This is a genomic window from Nonomuraea polychroma (genome assembly GCF_004011505.1).
In the GTDB taxonomy this organism is placed as follows: Bacteria; Actinomycetota; Actinomycetes; order Streptosporangiales; family Streptosporangiaceae; genus Nonomuraea; species Nonomuraea polychroma.
Genome location: NZ_SAUN01000001.1, coordinates 3,171,691 through 3,196,863 on the forward strand (window position 1 = coordinate 3,171,691; position 25,173 = coordinate 3,196,863).

Here is a 25,173-nt window from a genome sequence, read left to right on the forward strand (position 1 = left end):
AGAGCAATGTGACTGTAGTGGACACCTCCCGCGTCAGGGCACCGGGGGAGCGGGGGAGCGACTTCGCGAAGCTGTCGCGCCGCATCGCTCAGGCAGGGCTGCTCGACAAGCGTCCCGGCTACTACACGGCCAGGATCGGCCTCGTGGCGGGCCTGTTCGCCGGGAGTTGGGCGTTGTTCGCCGCAATCGGGGACTCCTGGTGGCAGGTGCCGGTCGCGGTGCTGCTGGCTGTCGCGTTCGCCCAGGTGACGCTGCTGGCCCACGACCTGGCGCACGGGCAGATCTCCCGGTCGCGGCGCACGTCCAGGATGGCCGGGCTCCTGGTGGGCAATCTGGCCGTCGGGCTCAGCTACGGCTGGTGGATGGACAAGCACACGCGACACCACGCCAACCCGAACCACGAGGACCACGACCCGGACGTCTCGCCCGAGGTGCTGGTCTGGTCGGAGAATCAGGCCGCGGGCGCGGGCAGGGTGGCCAAGATCATCGGCCGTTGGCAGGCGTTCCTGTTCTTCCCCCTGCTCACGCTGGAAGGGCTGAACCTGAAGGTCGCCAGCTTCCGCGCGCTGCGCCGCGAGTCGCTCAAGAACCGGAGGGTCGAAGGGCTGCTGCTGGTCGCGCACAACCTGGCCTACCTCGGCGCGGTGTTCCTGGTGCTCTCGCCCGGCAAGGCGCTGGTGTTCCTCGCCGTGCATCTGGCGGGCTACGGCGTCTACCTGGGGTGCACGTTCGCGCCCAACCACAAGGGGATGCCCGTGCTCACCGCCGAGGACGAGCTGGACTTCCTCCGCCGCCAGGTCCTGACCTCCAGGAACGTGCGCGGCGGCCGGCTGGTCACCACCGCGCTCGGCGGCCTGAACTACCAGATCGAGCACCACCTGTTCCCCAGCATGCCCACGGCGAACCTGCGCAAGGCGCAGCCCATCGTCAGCGACTACTGCCGGTCGATCGGCGTGGACTATGCCGAATGCGGCCTGTTCGCGTCCTGGGGGCAGGCCCTGCGCCACCTGCACGAGGTGGGCCGGCCGCTGCGAGCGGGAAGTCGCCGATCACAGGATTGGTAGGGTTACCGGAAAACAGGCTTAATAGGGCATGGGTGGGTCAGGTGGAGGTCGAGCAAACAGCATTGCCGGGCATCGGGCTGCGTCACGACTTCACCACCCGGGCCGGTCGGCGGGTAGGCGTCGTGTCTCACCGCACCGGCCGCCGGGACCTGGTGATCTACGACGAGGACGATCCCGACCGCGCCTGCCAGACGGTCACGCTGAACGACGAGGAGGCCGACGCCCTGGCCGAGCTGCTCGGCGCCCCGCGCATCGTGCAGCGGCTCAACGAGCTGCACCAGCAGGTCGAGGGCCTGGTCAGCGTGCAGCTGCCGATCCCAGCAGACTCCCCGTACGCGGGACGCCCCATGGGAGAGGCCCGCGTGCGCACCCGCACCGGCGCCTCCATCGTGGCCGTCGTGCGCGCTGGCCGGGTGGTCGCCAGCCCCGGGCCCGATTTCGTGTTCCAGGCAGGCGACGTCGTGGTCGTCGTGGGCAGCCAGGACAGCACCGCCGAGGTGGCCGACATCCTGGCGCGAGGGTAGGGCCGCGGATTGCACGAAACCGCGGTCCTTTTCCTCGAATTCGGTGCTGTCCTTCTCGGCCTGGGTGTGCTCGGCGCCCTGGCCCTGCGCATCGGCATCTCTCCCATCCCGCTCTATCTGATCGCCGGCCTGGCGTTCGGCACCGGCGGCGTGCTGCCGCTGGCGACCAGCGAGGAGTTCATCTCCGTCGGCGCCGAGCTCGGCGTGGTGTTGCTGCTGCTGACGCTGGGCCTGGAGTACAACGCCGACGAGCTGGTGACCAGCCTGACCGGCAATGCCCGCGCGGGCATCGTCGACCTGGTGCTCAACGCCGCGCCCGGCGCGATCTGCGCGCTGCTGCTGGGCTGGGGACCGGTCGCGGCCGTGGCCATGGCGGGCGTCACCTACGCCACCTCCTCCGGCATCGCCGCCAAGGTGCTGACCGACCTGGGATGGATCGGCAACAGGGAGACGCCGACGGTGCTGTCACTGCTGGTGTTCGAGGACCTGACGATGGCGATCTACCTGCCGGTGCTGACGACCGTGCTGGCCGGGCTGAGCCTGGTGAGCGGGGCGATCTCCGTCGGCATCGCGCTGGCCACCGTGACCGTGGTGCTGGTCGTGGCGCTGCGGTTCGGGCGGTTCATCGAGGCGTTCGTGTCCAGCCCGAGCTCCGAGGTGCTGCTGCTCAAGGTGGTCGGGCTCGCCCTGCTGGTGGCGGGGCTGGCGCAGCAACTGCAGGTGTCGGCGGCGGTGGGCGCGTTCCTGGTGGGGATCGCGCTGTCCGGGGAGCTGGCCGAGGGCGCGCAGGCGCTGCTGGCGCCGCTGCGGGACCTGTTCGCGGCGGTGTTCTTCGTGTTCTTCGGGCTCCAGACCGATCCGGCGAAGATCCTGCCGGTGGCGGGCCTGGCGGCGCTGCTGGCGCTGGTGAGCATGGTGACCAAGCTCCTCACCGGCGTGTACGCGGCCCGGCGGGCCGGCATCGCCAAGGCCGGGCAGGCGCGGGCGGGCATCGCGCTCATCCCGCGCGGCGAGTTCAACATCGTGATCGCCGGTCTGGCGGTGGGCGCGGGCGCTCATCCCGACCTGGGGGCGCTGGCGGCGGCGTACGTGCTCATCCTGGCGGCGTTCGGCCCGCTCGCCGCCAAGCTCGTGCAACCATTCATCACGGCCATCGCCAAGCGGGCCTGAACCGACAGCTTGTTCGCATGGCCGACAGGAGACCTGTCTTCCCCATCGAGCGCACGATCGGCGCCGCCGACTGGGACGATCCCCTGGAGCTCACCGGCGAGAGCTACCGGCGGGTCCTGTTCCAGGACGTGTACGTCATTCGCTCTCCGGCCTGAGAGGCCGGGGCCTGTCCCACAGAGCCGGGGCAGGCCGGAGTGACCAGACCCAGCCACCACCGAAAGGGGGGTGACCTTGGTGGCTGCCCGACATGGTCGAGGGGAGACCCCCGTGCGGGCGATCCACGTGGAGACCGTACGGTTCGACCCCGTCCAGCCCCGCTCTCGCGGCGGCTCCGATCGGATCAGCAATCTGACCGTGGCGTGCGTGCCGTGCACCCAGGCCAAGAACAGCACGCCGGTCACCGACTTCCTGGCCAGCCAACCCGCGGTTCTGACTCGGGTGCCGGCCCAGTCCAAAGCACCACTGCGGGACGCCGCCGCCGTCAACGCCACCCGCTGGGCACTCTACGAGGCGTTGACAGCGATCGGCCTGCCCGTCCGCTGCGGCAGCGGCAGCCGTACGAAAGGGAACCGCCACCGCACTGGGGCCCCCAAGTCCCACACTCTGGACGCGCTCCACGTGGGCGAGCCGACGGCTACGCCTACACGATCAAGCAGGAAGAACGTCGGCGAGTATCCTGATGGAGGCTCACCCAGCGGCAAACCGCGTGTCCCTCTCCCCCTACGTGGAAGTTTGTTTCCTGGCCGGCCTGAAGGCCGGGGTATCCGCGGAGAGGTCCGACGGCGGAACTAGTGTCGAGGTCCGTGCGGCGGTGCCGCGGCTGGCCAGGGCGGGTGCGGTGGTGGCAGGAGGGCCGGTGGTCAGCGGCCGTCGAGCAAGTGGACGGCGTCGCCGTAGATGCCGGGGCTACGGTCGACCTCCTCCACGAAGTCTCGCGGGAAGCCCAGCTCGAACTCCACCGCCGACTCCAGCTGCCGCACCGCCTCCTCGGGCAGCGCGAGCCCCGCCGCCCCCAGGTTGTCCTTGAGCTGCTCGGCACTGCTGGCCCCCACGATCGGGTGCACGCCCCGCCGCAGCACCCACGCCAGCGCGACCTGCGACGCCGTGACACCCAGCTCCCCGGCGACCTCCACCACCGCCCGCGCCGCGGCCAGCTCGCGCTCGCCGAGCGAGGCGGGCGACACCCGCGAGGCCGGCGCCCCGGGGTCGTTGTACCGGCCGGACAACACGCCCCGCTCGAGCGTCCCCCAGGCCGCCACGCTCATCCCGAACGCCTCCGCCATCGGCAGCAGCTCGCGCTCCACGTCCCGCCGCAGCAGGCTGTAGGGCACCTGCAGCCCCGCGAACGGTGTCCACCCCCGGAACTCGGCGACCGTGTTGGCTCGGCTGACCAGCCACGCCGGGGCATCCGATATGCCGACATAGAGCACTTTGCCCGAGCGGACCACGTCGTCCAGCGCCCGCATCGTCTCCTCGACCGGGGTGTGCCGGTCCCACACGTGCACCCAGTAGAGGTCGATGTAGTCGGTGCGCAGCCGCCGCAGGCTCTGCTCCAGCGTCAGCACCAGGTTCTTGCGGTGGTTGCCTGCCGCGTTGAGATCGGTGCGGTCACGGGTGCCGGTGTACTTGCTGGCCAGCACGTAACGATCGCGCCGCCCCTGCAGCAGCTCGCCGACGATGCTCTCGCTGTCTCCGTACATCGAGGCCGTGTCGACCATGTTGCCACCCGCGTCGGCGTACGCGTCGAGAATGCGCCGGACCTCCGGCGACGCCGAGCGGAAGGTCATCGCGCCGAGGAACAGCTCCGAGACCCGCAGCCCGGTACGGCCGAGCAGCCGGTAACGCATCACGTCAACTCCTCCAGAGGGTCAGGCCCGGTACGGCGTGGCCAGGCGGGCTTCGTGCAGCACCGTGCTCCACCAGCCGAGCTGGTCCAGCATGGCCTTGGCCGCGCCGTCCGGCCCTTCAGGATCCATGAGCCGGCCCTCGGCGTCGAACCGGGTCCAGTGCTGGTCGAGGCTGATCCAGTTGCGGATGGTGACGGCGTGCATCTCGCAGAAGATCTGCCGCAGGTGCTCGGCCGCGCGCACGCCGCCGCCGTAGCCGCCGTAGGACACCAGCGCGACCGGCTTGGCCTGCCACTGGACGGGGTGCCAGTCGATGAGGTGCTTGAGCGAGGCGGGGAGGCTGTGGTTGTACTCCGGCGTCACCACCACGTACGCGTCCGCCTGTTCCAGCCGCGCGGCCAGCCGCCTGAGGTCCCCGGGACGGCCGCGCACGTCCACGAGTTGCTCTAGGGTGCCGGGCAGCTCCAGCGGCAGCGGCGTGTCCGCCAGGTCGACGACGTCGACGTCGAACAGGCCGTGCTGTCGCGCGTGTTCGGTGAACCACCTCGTGATCGTGGGGCCGAAACGGCCTTCGCGAACGCTGCCGGTGATCACCGCGAGTTTCATGTTCGTCATGGGTCCAACCTGCTGCGGTTCGCGCCGCTGAGGAAGGCCGGGTGGAGACTGGCCCTGGCAGGGCCACGATAGGGCGCGGCGGCCCTCGTACACTCGGGGCGTGAGTGACAACGAGCTGGGTGCCTTTCTGCGGGCCCGACGCGAGGCATGCAAGCCCGCCGACGTCGGGCTGCCCGACGGCGCCCGCCGACGCACGCCGGGGCTGCGCAGGTCGGAGCTGGCCACCGTGGCGGGGCTGAGCGTCGAATACCTGACCAGGCTGGAGCAGGGCCGCGACCGCAACCCGTCCATGCAGGTGCTCACCGCCCTCGCCGACGCCCTTCGCATGACGCCGGAGGAGCGGATCCATCTCCGCTCTCTGAACAAGGTCGCCAGCGGCGCCATCGGACTGTGCCCCTCGGTCTACGAGGGCCCGGCACGCACGGTGCGGTCCACCGTGCGTGCCGTGCTCGACCGGCTGGAGCCCGCGCCCGCCGCCGTGGTCAACCTGCTGAGCGAGGTGGTGGCCCGCACGAGCGGCTACGAGCGGCTCTTCGGCCCCGTCGGCCTGCTGGACGGCGACCCGCCCAGCATGATCAAGTACGTGTTCGCCGACACGCGCGCCAGGACCGCCTTCCCGGACTGGGATCGGGTGGCCGACGAGTACGCCGCCGCCCTGCGCCTGGAGGTCGCCCAGGGCGACGAGTACGCCGCCGAGCTCGTCTCCGAGCTGTCGTTCGCGGCGGGCGAGCCCTTCGCAGAGCGGCTGTCGGGGCCGCCCGAGCCGCCGCGCATGGCCGCCGTGGAGCGGCTCGCGCACCCGCAGGCCGGGCAGCTGCGGCTGGCCCGCGAGGTGCTCGACCTCGACGGCGGCGAGCAGCGGCTGCTCGTCTACCTGCCGGCCGACGCGGCCACCTCGGCCGCCCTCGACCGCCTCACCGGCCGCCACCCGGGCGCACTGAAAGCCGTCACCGCCTAGCTATTCGCGGACGACCAGCCCCAGCGCCGCCGCCACGACCGTGGCCTGGAACGGGTCGATGATCGCGTTCTTGAGCGTGACCTCGTGCGGGTCCAGCGTGCTCAGGTCGCTGCCGCGCAGATCGCACTTGGTCAGGTCAGCCCCGCGCAGCCACGCCCCCGTCAGGTCGGCCCGCCGCAGCTCGGCGCCCTCGAGCCGGACTCCGTTGAGTTCAGCCTCGCGTAGCCGGACACCGTGGAGGGAGCTGCCGCGCAAGTCCGCGCCGGGCATGGCGACGTACGACCAGTCGCCGCCCTCGACCTTCAGCAGCCCGTATGAGCAGTCCTCGAAGACGCTGCCGGTCAGCTTGCAGCCCCTGAACGTGGCGTCGAAGAGCGAGCAGCGGATGAACGTGCAGTTGAGGAACTGGGCGTCGTCGTGCTCCGACACGTTGAACCGCACGTTGCCGAACGTGCACTCCTCGAACGTCGAGCCGCGATCGACCAGCTCCGTCAGGTCGACATCTTGGAACAGGACCCGCCGGTAGCTCTTGCCTTCGAGCTCCAGGGGATCGTCCCAGTCGGCGGCGCCGATCGTCCGCTCGGTGGGGAAGGTGGGTCTCCTGTTGACCATGCGAACACACTATCGGACATGCATCCCCGGCGTCAGAAGTACTTGCGGTCAGCAGAGGGACAGGGCGGTTTCCCACAGGCCTGGGAGGGCGGACAGGACGCGGTCGCCCCGGCGGCGGCGGTCGGCGGCCGTCGCCGCGCCCAGGTCGCCCAGCAGCTCCATGAACCCGTCCTCGTACCCGGAGAGCCCGGCGGTCGCTCGCTTGGCCAGGCACCGCGCATACGTCGCCACCACCCAGAAGACGGCCTCCCGATGCAGCCCGCGCCGGATGAGCTCCCGGCTCCCGTCGATGGCGGGCGGCCGGCCCGCCTCGCTGATGTCCGAGGCGAACCGGTAGGAGGGCGCCCGCACGGCCACGGCCGCGTCGAACGCCCTCTCCAGCGCCGCCAGGTGCCGCTCCACCCGCTCCGGGCTCAGCTCCGCGCACCCCAGCAGGTCCAGCAGCACCTCGTGGTAGTCGAGCCGCCCGTGCTCGGCCAGCAGATCCCGGACGGCCGCGTACCGCGTGCGCACGGTCGGGTTACGCAACCCCGCCACCAGCAGCACGTGCGTGGTCACCCCGGTGCCGAACAGCCACGAGGCGACCTGGTCGTGCAGCGGCGCGGAGGCGTCCATGCCGGTGATCCACGCGCGTACCCGGTCCATGGCGTTGCCGCACCGGGCGAGGATCCAGGGCCGCGCGGCGAAGTCGCGGGCCACGGCCCGCTGCAGCTCGGTGAGCCGCCCCTCGGGGTCGGCCAGCACGCACGGGAGGTGGAAGCTGCCGGCCAGGTGGTAGTCGCCGAGCACGTCCTGCGCGGACCCGAGCCCGGCACTGCAGGAGACCTCCAGCAGCACGCCTTCGTACCGGAACTTCCCGGTCCGGGCGGTGGACGGGTCGGCGATCACCATCACGTCCACGTCGGAGGTCGGGGGCAGCTCCGCGTCCGGGTCCGCCCACAGCGCGGACCCGGTCAGGAACGCGCCGCCGAACCCGGGCAGCCCGGCGCCTTCCTCGGCGACCCAGCGCCGCGCGATCTGTCTGGCCTGGTCAATCCGCATTCGCGTCCTCCCGCTCGGGCCCACGGCGGGCGCCCCTCAGCACAACGAACGCTCCCAGCACGACGAGCCCGGCCGCCCCGCCCCAGATCCACCCGGGAACGCCGGCCGATGGCCCCGCAGATGACGCCCCGGCCTCCGACGGCTCCGCCTCCTGAGCGGGCGACGTGGACGGAGCGTTCTGCGTCGCTCCCGCGCCGGCGGCCGGCGTGGGGGAGGACGATCCTTTCACGCGGAACGGGATCTCACCCTCGATGGGGTGGCCGTCCGACGAGACGACCCGCCACGCGATGACGTACGCGCCGGCCGCGAGCGGCCCCTTGACATCGGCCACCACCTTCGGCCCCGCGAGCCGCGGCTTGCCGAGCGGCACCTCCGTGCCCTTGGCGTCGTGCAGCACGACGAACGGGAACTTGACGCTCGCGGTGTACTCGAGCTCGATCTCCTCCAGCGAGCTCGCGGAGACCTGCGCGTTCTTCGCGGGCGAACTGCTTTTGAGTGCGTCGTGGGCGAACGCCGGCGAGGGGGTGGTGGCGAGGAAGGTGGCACAGGCCAGCCCGACCGCAGCGGCCGCGCGGACGTGACGGTGCAGGGACAAGGTCATGGTTCGATCTCCAGAGATCGTCGCCCGGACCTCGGGGTCCGGGGTGCGGGCAAGGACACGCGCCGAAGAGCCGACGCGCCGGGACGTGCTTCAGCTGAAGCGCCCGGGCGGGCCTCGCCTGCTGACCGCGCGGGAAACGGTTCTCCCCGCACACGTGGGGATCTCTGGAGTGCTCACCGGCCGCCCCGCCGGCATGGGGCAGGCGGCCGGGACGGTGACGAGCAGCCGGATGAGCGGGAGCGGCGTTCCATACAGGCGGATCATGAGCCACAGGGCGCGCTCGCCCCGATGCAGCCACCACGCCGTCAACGCCGCGACGGTGAGGTGGACCAGCGTCATGCCGGGCGCCGGATGCCCGTGCGGGGCCTCGCCACCCGCGACGGGGGCGAGCCGCTCGAACAACTGGTGCAGCACCGTCTGCGCGCCTACGGTCGCGGCCAGCACGGCCGCCGGCCCGCGCTCGTGGCCATTGATCAGGTACGCCGACGCGAGCACCGCCAGCACGCCGGCCAGGTAGACCTCGAACGGCACCAGCCCGCCGCCCGCCAGCGCGTGCCCGCCGGCCGACACGGCGCCGCAGACCGTCGCGAACACGACGGCCCTCGACAACCGCAGCGCCGATGACGCGGAGGACACGGCCCCCATCTTCCCACGGTCGCCCTCCGCTCAGGGCGATCCGGCGATGAGGGAGAGGGCCTGGCGGGCGATCTCCCATTCCTCGTCGGTCGGGACGACCAGCACGGGCACCTCCGCCCCCGCCGGCGAGACGGCCCGTTCGCCGTCCGCATCGGCCTGGTTGAGCGCCGGGTCCACGGTGATGCCGAGCCGGGCGAGCCCCGCCAGGGACGCGGCACGCGTGGCGGCGTCGTGCTCGCCCACCCCGCCGGTGAACACGATCGCGTCCACCCTGCCGAGCAGCGCGTAGTAGGCGCCGACGTACTTGCGGATCCGCCGGGTGTAGATCTCCAGCGCCAGCCTGGCCGCCTCGTCGTCCCGGCCGCGTACCTCGCGCATGTCGCCGGTCCCGGTCAGCGCGAGCAGGCCGCCGTGGCGGCTGAGCGCCTGCTCGATCTGCTGGGCGTCGAGCCCGTCCACCCGGGCCAGGTAGCCGGCGAGCGCCGGGTCGACGTCGCCGGAGCGGGTGCCCATGACCAGCCCCTCCAGCGGCGTCATGCCCATGGAGGTGTCGACGCTGCGACCGCCGGAGATGGCGGTGGCGCTCGCGCCGTTGCCCAGGTGCAGCACGATCAGGTCGAGTTCCGCCAGGTCACGGCCGAGGATGGCGGCGGCGCGGCGGGAGACGTACGCGCAGGAGGTGCCGTGGAAGCCGAAGCGCCGCACCCCCCACTCGCGCGGCACGGCATACGTGTACGCCTCCGGCGGCAGCGTGCGGTGGAACGCCGTGTCGAACACGGCCACCTGCGGCACCCCGGGGAACGCCTTGCGCGCGACCCTGATCCCGGTGAGGTTGACCGGATTGTGCAGGGGCGCGAGCGGGGCCAGCTCCTCGATCGCCGCGATCACCCCGTCGTCGATCAGCACGGCCTCGGTGAACCGGGTCCCGCCGTGCACGACACGGTGCCCGACCGCGACGGGCGCCAGTTCGGGCCCCGCCGCGGCGAACGCCTCCATCATGGCGTCCAGCCCCTCGCCGTGCCCGGGAAACGGCCGCTCACGCACGTACGGCGGCCCGTCACCGGCCCGGTGCGTGAGCCGCCCCGGGCCGGCCTCGCCGATGCGTTCCACCAGCCCTCTGGCCGGCCGGTCCCGGGTGCGGACGTCCACCAGCTCGTACTTGATCGACGAGGAGCCGGTGTTCAGGACGAGAATGCGGCCGGCCATGTCCACGAGCTGATCTCCACGGGGTCCTCGCCCAACTCACGGGTGTACGCGCGGGCGCGCAGCCGGGCGTCGCTCATCCGCTGCCGCAGATGCGCGGCCTTGGAGCCGAGGCCGGGGACGCGGTCGATGACGTCCATGACCAGGTGGTAACGATCGATGTCGTTGAGCATGGCCATGTCGAACGGCGTCGTCGTGGTGCCCTCCTCCTTGTATCCGCGCACGTGCAGATGGCCGTGCCCGTGCCGGCGGTAGGCGAGCTGGTGGATGAGTGACGGATAGCCGTGGAAGTTGAAGATGATCGGCTTGTCCGTCGTGAACAGCGTGTCGAACTCGGCGTCCGGCATGCCGTGCGGATGCTCCGACTGCGGCTGCAGCCGCATCAGGTCGACCACGTTGATGACCCGGACCTTCAGCTCGGGCAGGTGCTCGCGGATGAGCGCGGCGGCGGCCAGCGTCTCCATGGTGGGCACGTCGCCCGCGCAGGCCAGCACCACGTCCGGCTCCACGCCCTCGTCGGTGGAGGCCCAGGGCAGGATGCCGAGGCCGCGCGTGTTGTGCGCGACGGCCTCCTCCATCGTGAACAGGTCCAGCACCGGCTGCTTGCCCGCCACGATCACGTTGACGTAGTCGCGGGAGCGCAGGCAGTGGTCGCTCACCGACAGCAGCGTGTTGGCGTCCGGCGGCAGGTAGACCCGGACCACGGACGCCTTCTTGTTCACGACAACGTCCAGGAACCCCGGGTCCTGGTGGCTGAAGCCGTTGTGGTCCTGCCGCCACACGTGCGACGACAGCAGGTACGTCAGCGACGCCACCGGCCGCCGCCACGAGATCTTCTGCGACGACTCCAGCCACTTGGCGTGCTGGTTGAACATGGCGTCCACGATGTGGATGAACGCCTCGTAGCAGTTGAACAGCCCGTGCCTGCCGGTCAGCAGGTAACCCTCCAGCCAGCCCTGGCACAGGTGCTCGGACAGCACCTCCATCACGCGGCCGCCCGAGCCGAGGTTCTCGTCGGTCGGCAGCAGTTCGGCGTTCCACGCCCGGTCCGTCGTCTCGAACACGGCCTGCAGCCGGTTGGAGGCCGTCTCGTCGGGACCCATCAGCCGGAACGTGCGCGGGTTGGCCGCGATCACGTCGCGCAGGAACTCGCCGAGCACGCGGGTCGGCTCGCTCGACTGCGTGGCGGGCGACTTGACCTCGATCGCGTACCTGTGGAAGTCCGGCAGCCGCAGCGGCTCCAGCAGCTCGCCGCCGTTGGCGTGCGGGTTCGCGCTCATCCTGTGCGTGCCCCGCGGCACCGTGCCGAGAATGCCCTGGTTCGGCCGGCCACCGCTGTCGAACAGCTCCTCGGGGCGGTACGAGCGCATCCACTCCTCGAGCATGGCCAGGTGGGCCGGGTTCTCGCGGACCTTGGCCAGCGGCACCTGGTGCGCGCGCCACGTTCCCTCGACGGGCTTGCCGTCCACCTCGCGCGGCCCCGTCCAGCCCTTCGGCGTGCGCAGGACGATCATCGGCAGCCGGTCGTCGTCGCCGCTCTTGTAGGCGGCCATCTGGTCGAACGCGGCGTCCAAGGTGCCGGCCATCTCCTGATGGTCGGGGCCGACCAGGTGAGGGCGGTAGCCGTACCCCTCCATGAGCTTGAGGAGGTCCTGCTCGGGGATGCGGGCGAGCACGGTCGGATTGGCGATCTTGTAGCCGTTGAGGTGCAGGATCGGCAGCACGATGCCGTCGCGGCGGCGGTCCACGAACTTGTTGGAGTGCCAGCTCGCGGCCAGCGGGCCGGTCTCGGCCTCGCCGTCCCCGATGATGCACGCCACCACCAGGTCCGGGTTGTCGAACGCGGCGCCGTAGGCGTGGGCGAGCGAGTAACCCAGCTCGCCGCCCTCGTGGATCGAGCCCGGAGTCTCCGGCGCGACGTGGCTCGGCACGCCCCCGGGGAAGGAGAACTGCCGGAACAACCGCCGCATCCCCTCGACGTCCTGGGAGATGTCCGGATAGCGCTCCGAGTACGACCCCTCCAGCCACGCGTGGGCCACGGCCGCGGGACCACCGTGCCCGGGACCGCAGATGTAGATCATGTCCTGGTCCCGATCCTTGATCACCCGGTTGAGATGGGCGAAGCAGAAGTTCAGCCCCGGCGTGGTGCCCCAGTGGCCGAGCAGGCGCGGCTTGATGTGCTCCGGGCGCAGCGGCTCGGCGAGCAGCGGATTGTCCAGCAGGTAGATCTGCCCGACGGACAGGTAGTTGGCCGCCCGCCAGTACGCGTCTATATGGTCCATGCCCCTGCTGCTTCCTCCACAGACCGTGCTGAATCCCCCTAAAGGTCGATAAGGTGCCGAACATGGATTTGCGGAGTTCGCGGTGGTATTCAGGAAACGATCGGAACTCCTACATCCATCGGGCGTGGATGCGGCGCGGGCTGCCGCGTGAGGCGTTCGAGGGCGACCGGCCGCACATCGCGATCGCCAACACCGCCTCCGACCTCACCCCTTGCAACTCGCACCTCAACGAGGTGGCGCAGAGCGTCATGCACGGCGTGTGGGAGGCCGGCGGCGTACCGCTCAACCTGCCCGTCGTCTCGCTCGGCGAGACGAACGTGCGCCCCACCGCGATGCTCTGGCGCAACCTGGCCGCCATGGCCACCGAGGAGATGTTGCGCGCCAACCCCATCGACGGCGTGGTGCTGCTCGGCGGCTGCGACAAGACCATCCCGTCGCTGCTCATGGCCGCCGCCTCCGTCGACCTGCCCGCCGTCGTGGTCCCCGGCGGCCCCATGCTGACCGGGCACTTCCGCGGTACGCCGCTCGGCTGCGGCACCGACGTGTGGCGGCTCAGCGAGGAGGTACGCGCCGGGACGCTCTCCCGCGAGGCGTTCCTCGAGTCCGAATCGTCCATGATCCGCAGCCGCGGCCACTGCAACACCATGGGCACCGCCTCCACGATGGCCTGCATGGCCGAGGCGCTCGGCATGACGCTGCCCGGCACCGCCGGCACCCCCGCCCCCGACAGCCGCCTGCTCGAACGTTCCCACGAGAGCGGCCGCCTCGCCGTGGACCTCGTCAAGCAGGGCCGCCGCCCGAGCCAGGTCATGACCAGGGGCTCGTTCCTCAACGCCATCGTGACGCTGGCCGCCGTCGGCGGCTCGACCAACGCCGTCGTGCACCTGCTGGCCATCGCCGGCCGGCTCGGCGTGGACCTCACCCTGGACGACTTCGACCGCACCGGCTCCGGGGTGCCGCTGCTCGTCGACCTCCAGCCGGCCGGGCGGCACCTCATGGACGACCTGTTCAGGGCGGGCGGCCTGGCCGCCGTGCTGAAGGAGGTCGAAGACCTGCTCGACCCGTCCGCGCTCACCGTCACCGGCCGCCCGCTGGCCGACCACCTGGCCGGCGCGGAGATCTGGGACGAGAGCGTCATCCGGCGGCGCAGCGACCCGATCCTGCCCGACGCCGGCATCGCCGTCCTGCGCGGCAACCTCGCGCCCCGCGGCGCCGTCATCAAGCCCGCCGCCGCCTCGCCCGAGCTGCTGCGGCACCGCGGCCGGGCCGTCGTCTTCGACAGCGTCGAGGACGTCTACGCCCGCCTCGACTCACCCGACCTGGACGTGGACGAGACGTCCGTGCTGGTGCTGCGCGGCTGCGGGCCCAAGGGCTACCCCGGCATGCCGGAGGTCGGCAACCTGCCGCTGCCGCAGAAGCTGCTGGCCAAGGGCGTCCGCGACATGGTGCGCATCAGCGACGCCCGCATGAGCGGCACCGCGTACGGCACGGTCGTCCTGCACACCGCGCCCGAGGCCGCCGCGGGCGGCCCGCTGGCGAAGGTGCGCACCGGCGACCCGATCGTCCTCGACGTGGCCGCGCGGCGCCTGGACGTCGACATCCCCGACGCCGAGCTGCACGCCAGGCCGCCGGTCGTGACCGGGCACGCCGAGCCCGCCCGCGGCTGGGAACGCCTCTACGCCGACCACGTCACCCAGGCCGACCGCGGCGCCGACCTGGACTTCCTCATCGGCTCCAGCGGCGACGCCGTGGGCCGCGAATCTCACTGAGCTCCTAAAGACTCCGCTCCGCCGTGCGCGGAATCAACCGCCATGGGTACGGGGTTACGGGACCATGGATCAGTCGGCTTGGCAACGCGAGGAGGAAGCGTGAACGGCGATATCACCCAGAGCCAGGAGTGGGCGGCTCTGACCAAGCACCAGGAGGACCTGGGGGGCAGGACCCTGCGTGAGCTGTTCGCGGAGGACCCCGGCCGCGCCGAGCGCATGACGGTGACCGCCGGCGACCTCTACCTCGACTACGCCAAGCACCGCGCCACCCAGGAGACCATCGACCTGCTGCTGTCCCTGGCCGAGCGGGCGGGCCTGCGCGACCGGATCACCGCCATGTTCTCCGGCGAGCACATCAATGTCAGCGAGGACCGCGCCGTGCTGCACGTCGCGCTGCGCGCCCCGCGGGAGGCCGAGCGGATCGTGGACGGGCAGGACGTCACGGCCGACGTGCACGCCGTGCTCGACAAGATGAGCGCCTTCTCCGACCGCGTGAGGTCCAAGGAGTGGAAGGGCGCCACCGGCAAGCCGATCGAGACCGTCGTCAACATCGGCATCGGCGGCTCCGACCTCGGCCCGGCGATGGCATACGAGGCGCTGCGCGACTACGCCGACGCCGGCATCGGGGCCCGGTTCGTCTCCAACATCGACCCGGCCGACATCACCGGCAACCTGCGCGACCTCGACCCCGAGACGACGCTGTTCGTGGTCAGCTCCAAGACCTTCACCACGCTGGAGACCCTGACCAACGCCAGGGTCGCGCGCCGCTGGCTGGTCGAGGCGCTCGGCGACGAGGCGGTGTCCAAGCACTTCGTGGCCGTCTCCACCAACGCCGAGAAGGTGGCCGAGTTCGGCATCGACACCGACAACATGTTCGGCTTCTGGGACTGGGTCGGCGGCCGCTACTCCTACGACGGCGCCATCGGCCTGTCGCTGATGATCGCCATCGGGCCCGAGCGTTTCCGCGAGATGCTCGCCGGCTTCCACGCCATCGACGAGCACTTCCGCACCGCGCCGTTCAACGCCAACATGCCGGTGCTGATGGGCCTGCTCGGGGTCTGGTACAACGACTTCTTCGGCGCCGAGACCCGCGCCGTCCTGCCCTACAGCCAGCGGCTGCACCGCTTCCCCGCCTACCTGCAGCAGCTCACCATGGAGTCCAACGGCAAGTCCGTGCGCGCCGACGGCGCCCCGGTCACGGTCAACACCGGCGAGATCTTCTGGGGCGAGCCGGGCACCAACGGTCAGCACGCCTTCTACCAGCTCCTCCACCAGGGCACCCGCCTCGTCCCCGCCGACTTCATCGGCTTCGCCGAGCCCTTTGACGACCGCGAGGGCATGCACGACCAGCTCACCGCCAACCTGCTCGCCCAGACGTCGGCACTGGCGTTCGGCAAGACCTCCGAGGAGATCTCCGCCGAGGGCACCGCGACCGCGATCGTGCCCCACAAGGTGATGCCCGGCAACCGCCCCTCCTCCACGATCCTCGTCCCCAAGCTGACCCCGTCCACACTCGGCCAGCTCGTCGCCCTCTACGAGCACATCGTGTTCGTCGAGGGCACGATCTGGGGAGTGGACTCCTTCGACCAGTGGGGGGTGGAGCTGGGCAAGAAGATGGCCCTCGACCTCGCTCCGGCCCTCACCTCGCAAGAGCCGCCCACGACCTTCCCCGACCCCTCGACGGCACGCCTGGTCCGCAGATATCGCGAACTCCGCGGCCGCCGCGCCTGACAACACCGCCGGGCACCGGACCGCACCCCGGAGGCCCCCGGCCTCCGGACGCGCCATGGCGTCCGGACGCGCCATGGCGTCGCATAAGGTGCGCCGGTTCCCGCTGCCGGCGGTGGAGGTGTGTCCCTTGGCGTGAGGGCAGCCGGCGTGCCACGGGGCATCGGCGGCGTCACGCCACGCCTTGGGGCAAGTGGTGCCGGGCAGAGCGTCCGTCGCATGGCATGGTGCGTTGGGGCCTGCGGTGCCGGGGCGGATCGGGACGCCTGGGAGGTGGTGCGCTGCCCGATCGGGGGTGACGATGGCGCCATGGACATCATGGAACTGGTGGAGCGGTCGAAGGACGCCGCGACCGTCAAGCGCGTCTTCGGTGAGCCGATCCAGCACGGCGACGTCGTCGTCATCCCCGTCGCCAAGGTCGCCCAAGGAGGCGGCGGCGGGCAGGGAGAGGGCAAGGGCGAGAAAGGCGAGGAGAGCGGGGGCAGCGGCGTGGGGTTCGGCTTCGGGGCCACGCCCGCGGGGGTGTACGTGCTCAAGGACGGCGACGCCGTGTGGCGGCCGGCTGTGGACGTCAACCGCATCGTCCTGGGTGGTCAGGTCGTCGCGGTGGTGCTGCTGCTGACCCTGCGCGCGATCTTCAAGAAGCGCCGCCGCAGGCGCTGATCGGGTGCGGCCGTCCGGCTCATAGGGTGTACGCCATGACCTCTATGACGCAGATCGTGGCTTTCGGTGGTGTCGTGTTGCTCGGGGCCATGTCGCCCGGTCCGGACTTCGCGGTGGTCGTACGGCGCTCAGCCGTCTCCGGGCGCGGCTACGGCATGGCCGCCGCGCTCGGGATCTCCATGGGCGTCTTCGCCTGGGTCGTGGCCGCGGCGACCGGCGTCGCGGCGCTGCTGGCCGCCTCGGCCGCGGCGTTCACCGTGGTCAAGGTGGTCGGCGCGGCCTACCTGCTGTATCTCGGGGTCAAGGCGCTGCGTTCGGCCTTGCGCAGAGGCGAGGAGCCGCGGCCGGACGTGGCGGCCGATCCCGGGCGGCGCAGCCCGTGGGCGGCGTTCGCCGAGGGGCTGCTCACCAACGTGCTCAACCCCAAGGCGGCGCTGTTCTTCGTCGCCCTCGTGCCGCAGTTCGTCGGCGGTGGCGCGTCCCTGGCCGACACGCTCGTGCTCTCGCTGATCGCGCTGGGCGGGACGGTCACGTGGTTCCTGGTGGTGGCCGCCATCGTGGGCACGCTGCGCAAAGCGTTCGCCAGGCCGGCCGTGCGCAGGGCCGTGGACGGGCTGACCGGGGTGGCGCTCATCGGCCTCGGCGTCAAGCTCGCGGCGGCCGGCCGGCCGTAGGCCGGGTCTGCCGTCCCTGGGCGGCGGGGCCACGCAGTCAGGTCGCGGCCCCAGCCGCCTGCGGCCGCTAGGACACCGTGATGCCGCGCGGATGTCCCAGGCCTAGGACGCCGTGATGACGCGCAGGTGTCCAGGCGCTAGGACATCGTGACGCCGAGCAGGTGCCCCAGGCCGAACGTCACGGTGGCGGCGCCCACTCCGAGCGCCAGTTGCCGCAGGCCGCCCAGCCACCACGGCCGCGCGGTCATCACCGCCACCGCCGCGCCGAACCCGAACAACCCCAGCACGCTCAGCACCACGGCCAGCACCATGCCGGACGCCCCGAACAGGAACGGCGCCAGGGGCACCAGCGCCCCGGTCGCGAACGCGCAGAACGACGAGGCGGCGGCCACGTACGGCGAGGGCAGATCGTCCGGGTCGACGCCGAGTTCCTCGCGGACGTGCACGCGCAGCGCCTGCTCGGGATCGACCGACAGCCCTTCGGCGACCCGCCGCGCCAGGTCGGCGTCGAGGCCGCGCGCCCGGTAGAGCGCGGCCAGCTCCGCCCGCTCGCCGTCCGGGTTGCGGGCCAGTTCGCGCCGCTCCACGGCGATCTCCGCCCGCATCAGCTCCGTCTGGGACTTCACCGACGTGTACTCGCCGGCCGCCATGGAGAACGCCCCGGCGGCCAGCCCGGCGAACCCGGCCAGCACGGCGGCCCGCCCGGCGCCCGCCGCGCCCACGACCCCGGCGATCAGCGCGAAGTTCGACACGAGCCCGTCCATGGCACCGAACACCGCCGGGCGCAACCAGCCTCCGGTGACGTCACGGTGGCTGTGGTGCTGCTCGGGCGAGTACGGCCGGGCCAGCTCGACGGTCATGTAACTCCTCCGCTTTCGGGTGCCTTGTCCCAAATTTAGGCATATGCCGACAAGATCCGCAACGAAGGAGAGGCTTGCCTGACCTGGGGAAAGGCTGTCTCGATGAGCGTTTCGTCACGCTACGTGCGCGGACATGTGCGCGTCCAGGCCACGCGGTATGTGCGCACGCGAACCCCTCCGGACGGGTGCACACGAGAACCCCCGCGGGCGGTGCCGCGGGGGAACGTCGGTGGGCCGGTCAGGTGTGGGCGGGGGCCGGAGCCTGGGCGACCGGCTCCACCGTCTCCGCCTCGGGGACCTCGGTCCGGGAGCCGCGGATCAAGGCGTCGCAGTCCGTGATCGTCTCTTCCAGCAGCCGCCGCAGCAGCGCGTCCGGGTCCGGGATGCAGGCCTGGACGATGCCCACCACCGACAGCTGCACCGCGTTCGGCGCGGCGTACCTGCGGAATCCCTTCTCCGTGATCCGGGCCGCGCGGCTGAAGCGCCGGGCCTGCTCGGCCGCCTGCGGCACTTCCTCCATCGCGCGGCGGCTCTCCTCGCTCAGCCGGCCGGACGGGGCGCCGTCGAGCCTGGCCAGCATCTCTTCCGCCGCGAGCACCGACACGGCCAGCGCGAGCTGGCGCTCGGCCGCTGCCACCGGCAGCGCCGTCGTGGCGCAGCGCAGCGCGATCCGCGCGTCCACGCGCAGGTCGTCGCTGGCCAGCCCGATGATCGACGGTACGAGCCCGACCAGCTTGGCGCGGCTCTCGTCGCTGACGTTGTCGTTGACGAGACGGGCGAGTGCGGCCAGCAACGGATGCGTGCAGGCCGGATGGTCGCTCCACCGCTCGCCGGCCAGGTAGGAGGCCAGCTCCATGAAACAGGCACCGCGTTTCGGGTTGCGGTGTCTGCCGCGGGACAGGACCGGCAGGTGATCAAGGTGATTGTCCACGGATGCTCCACTGCTCCACGCGATCGCCGTCTTTCCAGTCTGCGCCGTCGTGCGCGACAACGCCAGAGATGGTGCGGCTTCGTCATGAACGTCCATCCGCCTGCCCGGGATCGGCTCCCGGAAACGTGTCCCTCGCCTTGCCGCTTCTTTGACGGCGCACACGCACACGAACTGTCGGGTAATCGAGCAATCGCAGTACGTGACGAGAGGGGTCGCGAGATCCTGATGACGTGGACGGCTTCCTCGATGAGACCTGCGGGGGCGTGACCGAGTTGCGGGTGCACGGCGTCGCCGGCACGCCGCCGGAGGGCACGCTCAACCACCCCCACCCCCGGCGGGTCGCGGGCGACGGCGTCACCGGGTTCCACCGCCGGTGGTGGCCGGGCGGCCGGCCGTCCGGGGGCGACGCGGACGTGCCGGAGGAGCGCCGCCGCGAGGCGTACGCGTGGGGCGGCCTCACCTCCGGCGGACGGACCGTCGCGCTGTGGTTGCCCCTGCTGCCGTTCTCGCTGGCGAACCTGTCCTACTTCATGCTCCCCAGGCCCCCGCGCGGCGCCCGGCTGCGGCACCTCACCGAGGCGGCCCAGCGGCTGTTCGCGCTGCTGCTCACCGGCACGCTGGTCGGCGCCGTCACCAGGGCGGCGGTCGACCTGGTCGGCTGGCAGTGCACCGCCGCGGGCGGGCGGTGCACCCGCGACGCGACGCCGGGCTGGCTGCACTGGCTGGGCGCGCTGTGGGGGGAGGAGCCGTCCAGGCGGCTGGCCGTCACCGCGCTGGCGCCGCTGCTGGTCGTCGTGCTGCTGTGGTGGCTCGGCCGGCGGACCTGGGAACGCGACGAGCGCACCCCCATCCCGCCCGGCGGCGTGCCGCGTACCGGCCTGCCGTTGGCGCGGCCGCGGTTGTGGCACGGGGGCGCGCCGGTGTGGCGGCTGCGGGTCGTGCACGTCGCCTACGCGATCGCGTCGATCGGGCTGGCCGTGTCCGCGCCGTTCGCGGGCACTCCGCAAGGGCTGGCGCTGACCGTGGCCAACGCCGCCGTCCAGGTCGCGGCCGCGGTGCTGGTGCTGCTGCCGTGGATCGCGAGGCGGCTGGATCCCGGTGAGCGGGTCCCGTCGTGGCTCACGTACGCCTGCCGCGGCCTGGGGGTGGCCGCGCCGCTGGTCTTCGCGGCCACGATCGTGCTGGCCCTGGCCGGTCTGGGCGCCGGCGCGCCCGGGCGGCGGCTGCCCGGCGCCGAGCTTGGAGCGTTCCAGTTCACGCTCATGACCGGGGCCGGGTTGTTCATCCTCCTTGCCTGCTTCGTGCTGGCGCGCATGGGATCCCCGGCCGAGCGGCCGGCGCTGGGCGGCCTGGCCGGCTGGTTCGCGCTGATGATCGCCGCCGGTGCCGCGAACGTGCTGGGGCTCGGCCTGCTGTTCTGGACCGCCACGTACCTCGGCGGGCCGGACCGCGGGATCGTGCTCGACGACCCCCTCTGGTGGACCGCCGCCCTGGTCCCCCTCTTGCTGCTCGGGCTTCTCGCCGTCGCCGTCGTCCTCCGCCTGATCCATCAGGCCGAGACGAGCAGGCTCGCGCCGCGGCTGGCGCACCACTACGGCCAGCGTCACAGCGGCACGGTCGCGGGCATGTGGGCGCTGGCCGCGCTCACCGACCGCGCCGGCCTCGTGCCGGCGGTCCTCACCGGCGCCGGCGTGGCCGGGTTCGGCGCGGTGGCCGTGATCCACCATTTTCACGTGCTCGCCCCGGCCGGCGGGCTCGCCGGGCTGCTGGCCGGGACGGGAAGCTGGGCCCTGGCCGCGGTCATCGCCGGTCTCGTGCTGCTCGGCCGCCGCACCTACACCGACCCCCGCCTGCGCAGGACGATCGGGATCCTCTGGGACGTGTCCACCTTCTGGCCCCGCGCCGTCCACCCGCTCGGCCCGCCCTGCTACACCGAGCGCGTCGTCCCCGAGCTGATCGACCGCGTCGGCAGGCTCGCCAGGACCGGCCGGGACCAGGTGATCCTCTCCGGGCACAGCCAGGGCAGCGTCATCGCCGCCGCCCTCGTGCTGCAACTCGATCCCGAGCTGCGGCGGCGGGTCGGCCTGCTTACCCACGGGTCGCCGCTGCGCCGCCTGTACGCCGCCTTCTTCCCCGCCTACTTCGGCACCCCGGCGCTCGCCGCCGTACGGGACACGGTGCGCTGGCACAACCTCTACCGGCTCAGCGACCCCATCGGCGGGCCCGTGTTCCGGCGCGTAGACCCCCTCGGCGAAGGACCCTGCGGCGATGACGGCGTGGACCGGTTCTGCTGGGATCCGCCCCGTCCCCAGCCCGGGCAGCCGCTGCCCGAGGCGCTCCGGCACAGCGACTACTGGCTCGACCCGGCTTACGACGCGGCGCTCGACCGGCTGACCAGGGTCAAACGCTGAAATTATCTTTTAGTTCACTCTGAAGTCTTGAAAGTTATATCCACGAGCGATTGAGTTCGGTCGTGCAGACCCTCCGATTGCTGGCCGCCGCCGCGCTCCTGTTAGGCCCTCTGGCCGTGACCGGCGCGCCCGCTCAGGCCGACCCCGCACCCCCCGCAGAGGACGCGCTCGAGGCGTCCTCCTATCCGCCGCCGTCCACGCTGCTGGCCAAGGCCACCGCCGGCCAGCCGCGGCTGGAGACGGCCAAGAGGACCCGGCCGGTGGCGCCGGGGATCTCGCTGACCTCGTTCGACAGCTACGACGCGCTCGGCTGGTTACGCGCGGACGCGATCACCGCCGACCTCGGCGGCGCGACGGCCGACTACGTGTTCTCCGGCGAGGTGTCCAAGACCGAGCCGCTGTCCGGGCCGGCCAAACGGTCCCGCGCCGTCGCGGCCGTGAACGGCGACTTCTTCGACATCAACAACTCCGGCGCCGCCCAGGGCATCGGCGTGCAGAACGGCAACCTCATCCAGTCGCCCGTCGCCGGCCACGACAACGCGGTCGCGGTCACCGGTGACGGCGTCGGCCGGGTGCTGAAGATGTACTTCGAGGGCACCGCCACGCCGGCCGGCGGCTCGCCGATCACGCTCACCCAGTTCAACCAGATCGTGCAGGGCGGCGGCGTCGGGCTGTTCACGTCGCTGTGGGGCTCGTACACGCGGGCCCGCGCCGTCGCGGGCGCCGCGTCCGTCGCCGAGGTCGTCCTGGTCAACGGGGTGGTCTCCGAGGTACGCACCTCCGCGGGCAGCGGTCCGATCCCCGCCGGGACCACGATCCTGCTGGGCCGCGACGCGGGCGCGAGCGCGCTGTCGGCGTTGAAGGTCGGCGACCGCGTTGACGTGAGATATCAGCCGAAGTCGTCCGACGGCAGCACCGTCAAGGCCGCCGTGGGCGGCAACTGGGTGCTGGTCAAGGACGGCGTCGCGCAGAACTCGACGGACCAGGCAGCGCACCCCCGTACCGCCGTCGGGTTCTCCGCGGACGGCAGGAAGATGTACCTGCTCACCGTGGACGGCCGCCAGGCCGACAGCCGCGGCGTCACGCTCAACGAGCTGGCCGCGATGATGGTCGACCTCGGCGCCGCGAACGCGCTCAACCTCGACGGCGGCGGCTCCTCCACCATGCTGGCCCGCGAGCCCGGCTCCGCCGACGTGCAGGTCGAGAACAGCCCCTCCGACGGCGGCGAGCGCCACGTCCCCAACGGCCTGGCGCTCTACGCCCCGCAGGGCAGCGGCAAGCTCAAGGGTTTCTGGCTGGAGACCGCGAGCGACCCCGCCAGGGCGCCCGGCCTGGCCCCCGTCGCCGGCGGCCGCCCCGACCGGGTCTTCCCCGGCCTCACCAGGCGGCTGACCGCCGCCGGATACGACGAGACGTACGGGCCCGCCGCCGGGACCCCGTCCTGGCGCGCCAACCCGGCCGTCCACGGCGTGGTCCGGGACGGGAGATTCCATGCTCTGGTGCCCGGCCAGACCACCGTCACCGCCTCGCGCGGCGACGCCAAGGGCACCATCGGCCTGACCGTGCTCCAGCCGCTCCAGCGGCTCGGCGCCACCGCCGACCGGCTCGGCATGCCGGGCAAGGACCGCACCGCCACGTTCGGCGTGGTCGGATACGACCGCAACGGCAACTCCGCGCCCATCGACCCCGCCGACCTCACGCTCGACTACGACAAGAACCTGTTCGAGGTCACCACGGCCGAGCACGGATCCTTCACGGTCAAGGCCAGGCAGGCCACAGGGTCGGGGCTCATCACCGCTCGCGTCGGCAGGATCAGCACCGCCGTGCCGGTGACCGTCGGGTTCGAGGACAAGCCGGTCGCCGACTTCGAGGACGCCGCCGCGTGGACGTTCGCCGCCGCCCGCGCCACCGGCTCGCTGTCGGCCGCGCCCGGGCAGAGCGGGGGCGGGCTCAAGCTGTCGTACGACTTCACCACCTCGACCGCCACCCGGGCCGCGTACGCCAGCCCGCCGAAGCAGATCGTGGTGGACGGGCAGCCACAGGCGTTCGGGCTCTGGATCCACTCCACCGGCAAGGGGGAGTGGCCCAGCCTGGAGTTCTACGACGCGCTCGGGCAGTCGCAGATCCTGCGCGGTCCGTACATGACGTGGACCGGGTGGAGGTACGTCGAGTTCGCCGTCCCCGCGGGCGTCAACTACCCGCTCAAGCTGCGGCGCTTCTACGTGGCCGAGACCAAGGCCGGCGCCAAGTACACCAACGAGATCCTCATCGACGGGCTCGTCGCCAAGGTGCCGCCCGCGGTGTCCGCGCCTGCCGCGCCCAAGGTCGCCGACCCGGTGGTCAAGCCGTCGGTGGCGGAGATGCCGTGGCGGTTCGCGGTCATGTCGGACGCGCAGTTCGTCGCCAGGGCCCCGGACAGCGACATCGTCAAGAACGCGCGCAGGACGTTGCGTGAGATCAAGGCGGCCGAGCCGGACTTCCTGCTCATCAACGGTGACCTGGTGGACGAGGCGTCGCCGGAGGACTTCGCGCTGGCGAAGCGGATCCTTGATGAGGAACTCGGTGGGACGGTGAAGTATCACTACATCCCCGGCAACCATGAGGTCATGGGCGGCAAGATCGACAACTTCAAGGCCGTCTTCGGGGACACGTACCGGACCTTCGACCACAAGGGCACCCGCTTCATCACCCTGGACACCTCGCGGCTGAACCTGCGGGGCGGCGGCTACGACCAGGTGGCGATGCTCAGGTCCGCGCTCGACGAGGCCGCGAAGGACACCTCGATCGGGTCCGTCGCGGTGGTGTTCCACGTGCCGCCGCGGGACCCGACGCCCGGCAAGGGCAGCCAGCTCGGCGACCGCAAGGAGGCCGCGCTGGTGGAAGACTGGCTGGCCGATTTCCAGCGGGACACCGGCAAGGGGGCCGCCTTCATCGGGGCGCACGTGGGGACCTTCCACGCGGCGCGGGTGGACGCGGTGCCGTACTTCATCAACGGCAACTCCGGCAAGAACCCCGCCACCGCACCCGACGACGGCGGCTTCACCGGCTGGTCGCTGTGGGGCGTGGACCCGGTCACGCGGACCGAGGCCGAGCACGTCAAGCGCAACTGGTTCGCCGACGCGCCGGACTGGATCGGCACGCAGGTCCGTCCGCACGTGGACGACCTGGTGCTCACGGTTCCGGGTACGGTCGCCGTCGGCACGCCCGCCCAGGTGACGGCCGCGGTCAAGCAGGGGGCGCGGACGGTTCCCGCAGTGCACCCGGTCTCGGCCGCGTGGTCCGGCTCGCCGAACCTGCACATCGGCGCCCGGCAGTCCGCCAAGCCGTGGCACGTCGCCGTGCTCGACCCGGCGACAGGCACGTTGACGGCGCTGCGTGAGGGGCAGGTGACGGTCGCCGTCACGGTCAGCGGCGTCACCCGACAGGCCACGGTGGCCCTCACCGCCAGGGCCGCCGCCTGAACAGGCCGGCTGTGGGGCGCCGCCGGACCGCCCCACGGCCGGCCCACGGCGGAGCGCTCGCGAACCGCAGCTCGCGAGCGCTCCGCCCCATCCACACCCCGCGCCGCCCGTACACGCGTCCGG

The 25,173-nt window shown here is 71.9% G+C and carries 21 protein-coding genes; 11 read left to right on the forward strand and 10 right to left on the reverse strand.

Features of this window, described 5'->3' with window-relative positions; translation table 11 throughout:
- Nucleotides 1-8: 8 nt before the first annotated feature.
- Genes EDD27_RS14115 through EDD27_RS54160 form a run of 4 tightly spaced genes read left to right on the forward strand, consistent with a single transcriptional unit; the run spans nt 9 to nt 2,913 of the window.
- The gene (locus EDD27_RS14115) at nt 9-1,064 is read left to right on the forward strand and encodes a fatty acid desaturase family protein (RefSeq protein WP_241564032.1); all 1,056 of its coding nucleotides are present in this window, start codon (nt 9-11) and stop codon (nt 1,062-1,064) included.
- Nucleotides 1,065-1,105: 41 nt separating this feature from the next.
- Nucleotides 1,106-1,588 carry a cation:proton antiporter regulatory subunit gene (locus EDD27_RS14120; RefSeq protein ID WP_127932847.1) on the forward strand — a complete coding sequence of 161 codons (483 nt, stop codon included), beginning with the start codon at nt 1,106-1,108 and terminating at the stop codon, nt 1,586-1,588.
- 9 nt (nt 1,589-1,597) lie between these two features.
- On the forward strand, nt 1,598-2,758 hold the full coding sequence (locus EDD27_RS14125; protein WP_127932848.1) for a cation:proton antiporter: 1,161 nt from the start codon (nt 1,598-1,600) through the stop codon (nt 2,756-2,758).
- 17 nt (nt 2,759-2,775) lie between these two features.
- Nucleotides 2,776-2,913: a hypothetical protein gene (locus EDD27_RS54160; RefSeq protein ID WP_164903608.1), complete on the forward strand. Its 138-nt coding sequence runs from the start codon at nt 2,776-2,778 to the stop codon at nt 2,911-2,913.
- 705 nt (nt 2,914-3,618) lie between these two features.
- On the opposite strand, the gene EDD27_RS14135 is transcribed toward EDD27_RS54160, so the two are convergent.
- Both EDD27_RS14135 and EDD27_RS14140 read right to left on the reverse strand, forming a co-directional pair.
- Nucleotides 3,619-4,605, reverse strand: a complete 987-nt coding sequence (locus tag EDD27_RS14135) for an aldo/keto reductase (protein ID WP_127940684.1) — start codon at nt 4,603-4,605, stop codon at nt 3,619-3,621.
- A gap of 21 nt (nt 4,606-4,626) precedes the next feature.
- The gene (locus tag EDD27_RS14140; protein WP_127932849.1) at nt 4,627-5,220 is read right to left on the reverse strand and encodes an NADPH-dependent FMN reductase; all 594 of its coding nucleotides are present in this window, start codon (nt 5,218-5,220) and stop codon (nt 4,627-4,629) included.
- A gap of 100 nt (nt 5,221-5,320) precedes the next feature.
- Here EDD27_RS14140 and EDD27_RS14145 point away from each other — a divergent pair, with 100 nt between their 5' ends.
- Nucleotides 5,321-6,178, forward strand: coding sequence for a helix-turn-helix domain-containing protein (locus EDD27_RS14145; RefSeq protein ID WP_127932850.1), 858 nt, complete (start codon nt 5,321-5,323; stop codon nt 6,176-6,178).
- On the opposite strand, the gene EDD27_RS14150 is transcribed toward EDD27_RS14145, so the two are convergent.
- From EDD27_RS14150 to EDD27_RS14175, 6 genes are all read right to left on the reverse strand, one after another.
- Nucleotides 6,179-6,790 carry a pentapeptide repeat-containing protein gene (locus EDD27_RS14150; RefSeq protein WP_127932851.1) on the reverse strand — a complete coding sequence of 204 codons (612 nt, stop codon included), beginning with the start codon at nt 6,788-6,790 and terminating at the stop codon, nt 6,179-6,181.
- Between the two features lie 48 nt (nt 6,791-6,838).
- Nucleotides 6,839-7,831 carry a hypothetical protein gene (locus tag EDD27_RS14155; protein WP_127932852.1) on the reverse strand — a complete coding sequence of 331 codons (993 nt, stop codon included), beginning with the start codon at nt 7,829-7,831 and terminating at the stop codon, nt 6,839-6,841.
- Nucleotides 7,821-8,432: a copper resistance CopC family protein gene (locus EDD27_RS14160; protein ID WP_127932853.1), complete on the reverse strand. Its 612-nt coding sequence runs from the start codon at nt 8,430-8,432 to the stop codon at nt 7,821-7,823. Before EDD27_RS14160 ends, EDD27_RS14155 begins: the two co-directional genes overlap by 11 nt.
- A 90-nt stretch (nt 8,433-8,522) precedes the next feature.
- A complete protein-coding gene (locus EDD27_RS54165; RefSeq protein ID WP_164903609.1) occupies nt 8,523-9,068 on the reverse strand; it encodes a hypothetical protein in 546 nt (181 codons plus the stop codon).
- A gap of 30 nt (nt 9,069-9,098) precedes the next feature.
- Nucleotides 9,099-10,274 (reverse strand): acetate/propionate family kinase, encoded by a 1,176-nt coding sequence (locus EDD27_RS14170; protein ID WP_127940685.1) that lies wholly within the window; start codon nt 10,272-10,274, stop codon nt 9,099-9,101.
- Nucleotides 10,250-12,553, reverse strand: a complete 2,304-nt coding sequence (locus EDD27_RS14175) for a phosphoketolase family protein (RefSeq protein ID WP_127932854.1) — start codon at nt 12,551-12,553, stop codon at nt 10,250-10,252. Before EDD27_RS14175 ends, EDD27_RS14170 begins: the two co-directional genes overlap by 25 nt.
- 62 nt (nt 12,554-12,615) lie before the next feature.
- Between EDD27_RS14175 and EDD27_RS14180 the strand changes: the two genes are divergently transcribed.
- The 4 genes from EDD27_RS14180 to EDD27_RS14195 all read left to right on the forward strand — a co-directional run bounded on the left by EDD27_RS14180 (nt 12,616) and on the right by EDD27_RS14195 (nt 17,387).
- Complete coding sequence (locus tag EDD27_RS14180) at nt 12,616-14,322, forward strand: IlvD/Edd family dehydratase (RefSeq protein WP_127932855.1); 1,707 nt, start codon at nt 12,616-12,618, stop codon at nt 14,320-14,322.
- A gap of 99 nt (nt 14,323-14,421) precedes the next feature.
- A complete protein-coding gene (gene pgi / locus EDD27_RS14185) occupies nt 14,422-16,053 on the forward strand; it encodes a glucose-6-phosphate isomerase (protein WP_127932856.1) in 1,632 nt (543 codons plus the stop codon).
- 306 nt (nt 16,054-16,359) lie between these two features.
- Nucleotides 16,360-16,713, forward strand: coding sequence for a spore germination protein GerW family protein (locus EDD27_RS14190; protein WP_127932857.1), 354 nt, complete (start codon nt 16,360-16,362; stop codon nt 16,711-16,713).
- Between the two features lie 35 nt (nt 16,714-16,748).
- A complete protein-coding gene (locus EDD27_RS14195; RefSeq protein ID WP_127932858.1) occupies nt 16,749-17,387 on the forward strand; it encodes a LysE family translocator in 639 nt (212 codons plus the stop codon).
- 137 nt (nt 17,388-17,524) lie between these two features.
- On the opposite strand, the gene EDD27_RS14200 is transcribed toward EDD27_RS14195, so the two are convergent.
- Nucleotides 17,525-18,247, reverse strand: a complete 723-nt coding sequence (locus EDD27_RS14200; protein ID WP_127932859.1) for a VIT1/CCC1 transporter family protein — start codon at nt 18,245-18,247, stop codon at nt 17,525-17,527.
- A gap of 238 nt (nt 18,248-18,485) precedes the next feature.
- On the reverse strand, nt 18,486-19,178 hold the full coding sequence (locus EDD27_RS14205; protein ID WP_206641396.1) for a hypothetical protein: 693 nt from the start codon (nt 19,176-19,178) through the stop codon (nt 18,486-18,488).
- Between the two features lie 230 nt (nt 19,179-19,408).
- Here EDD27_RS14205 and EDD27_RS14210 point away from each other — a divergent pair, with 230 nt between their 5' ends.
- Together EDD27_RS14210 and EDD27_RS14215 are read left to right on the forward strand one after the other, a co-directional pair.
- Nucleotides 19,409-21,589 (forward strand): hypothetical protein, encoded by a 2,181-nt coding sequence (locus EDD27_RS14210; RefSeq protein WP_127932860.1) that lies wholly within the window; start codon nt 19,409-19,411, stop codon nt 21,587-21,589.
- A gap of 50 nt (nt 21,590-21,639) precedes the next feature.
- The gene (locus EDD27_RS14215) at nt 21,640-25,050 is read left to right on the forward strand and encodes a phosphodiester glycosidase family protein (RefSeq protein WP_241564033.1); all 3,411 of its coding nucleotides are present in this window, start codon (nt 21,640-21,642) and stop codon (nt 25,048-25,050) included.
- Nucleotides 25,051-25,173 lie beyond the last annotated feature (123 nt).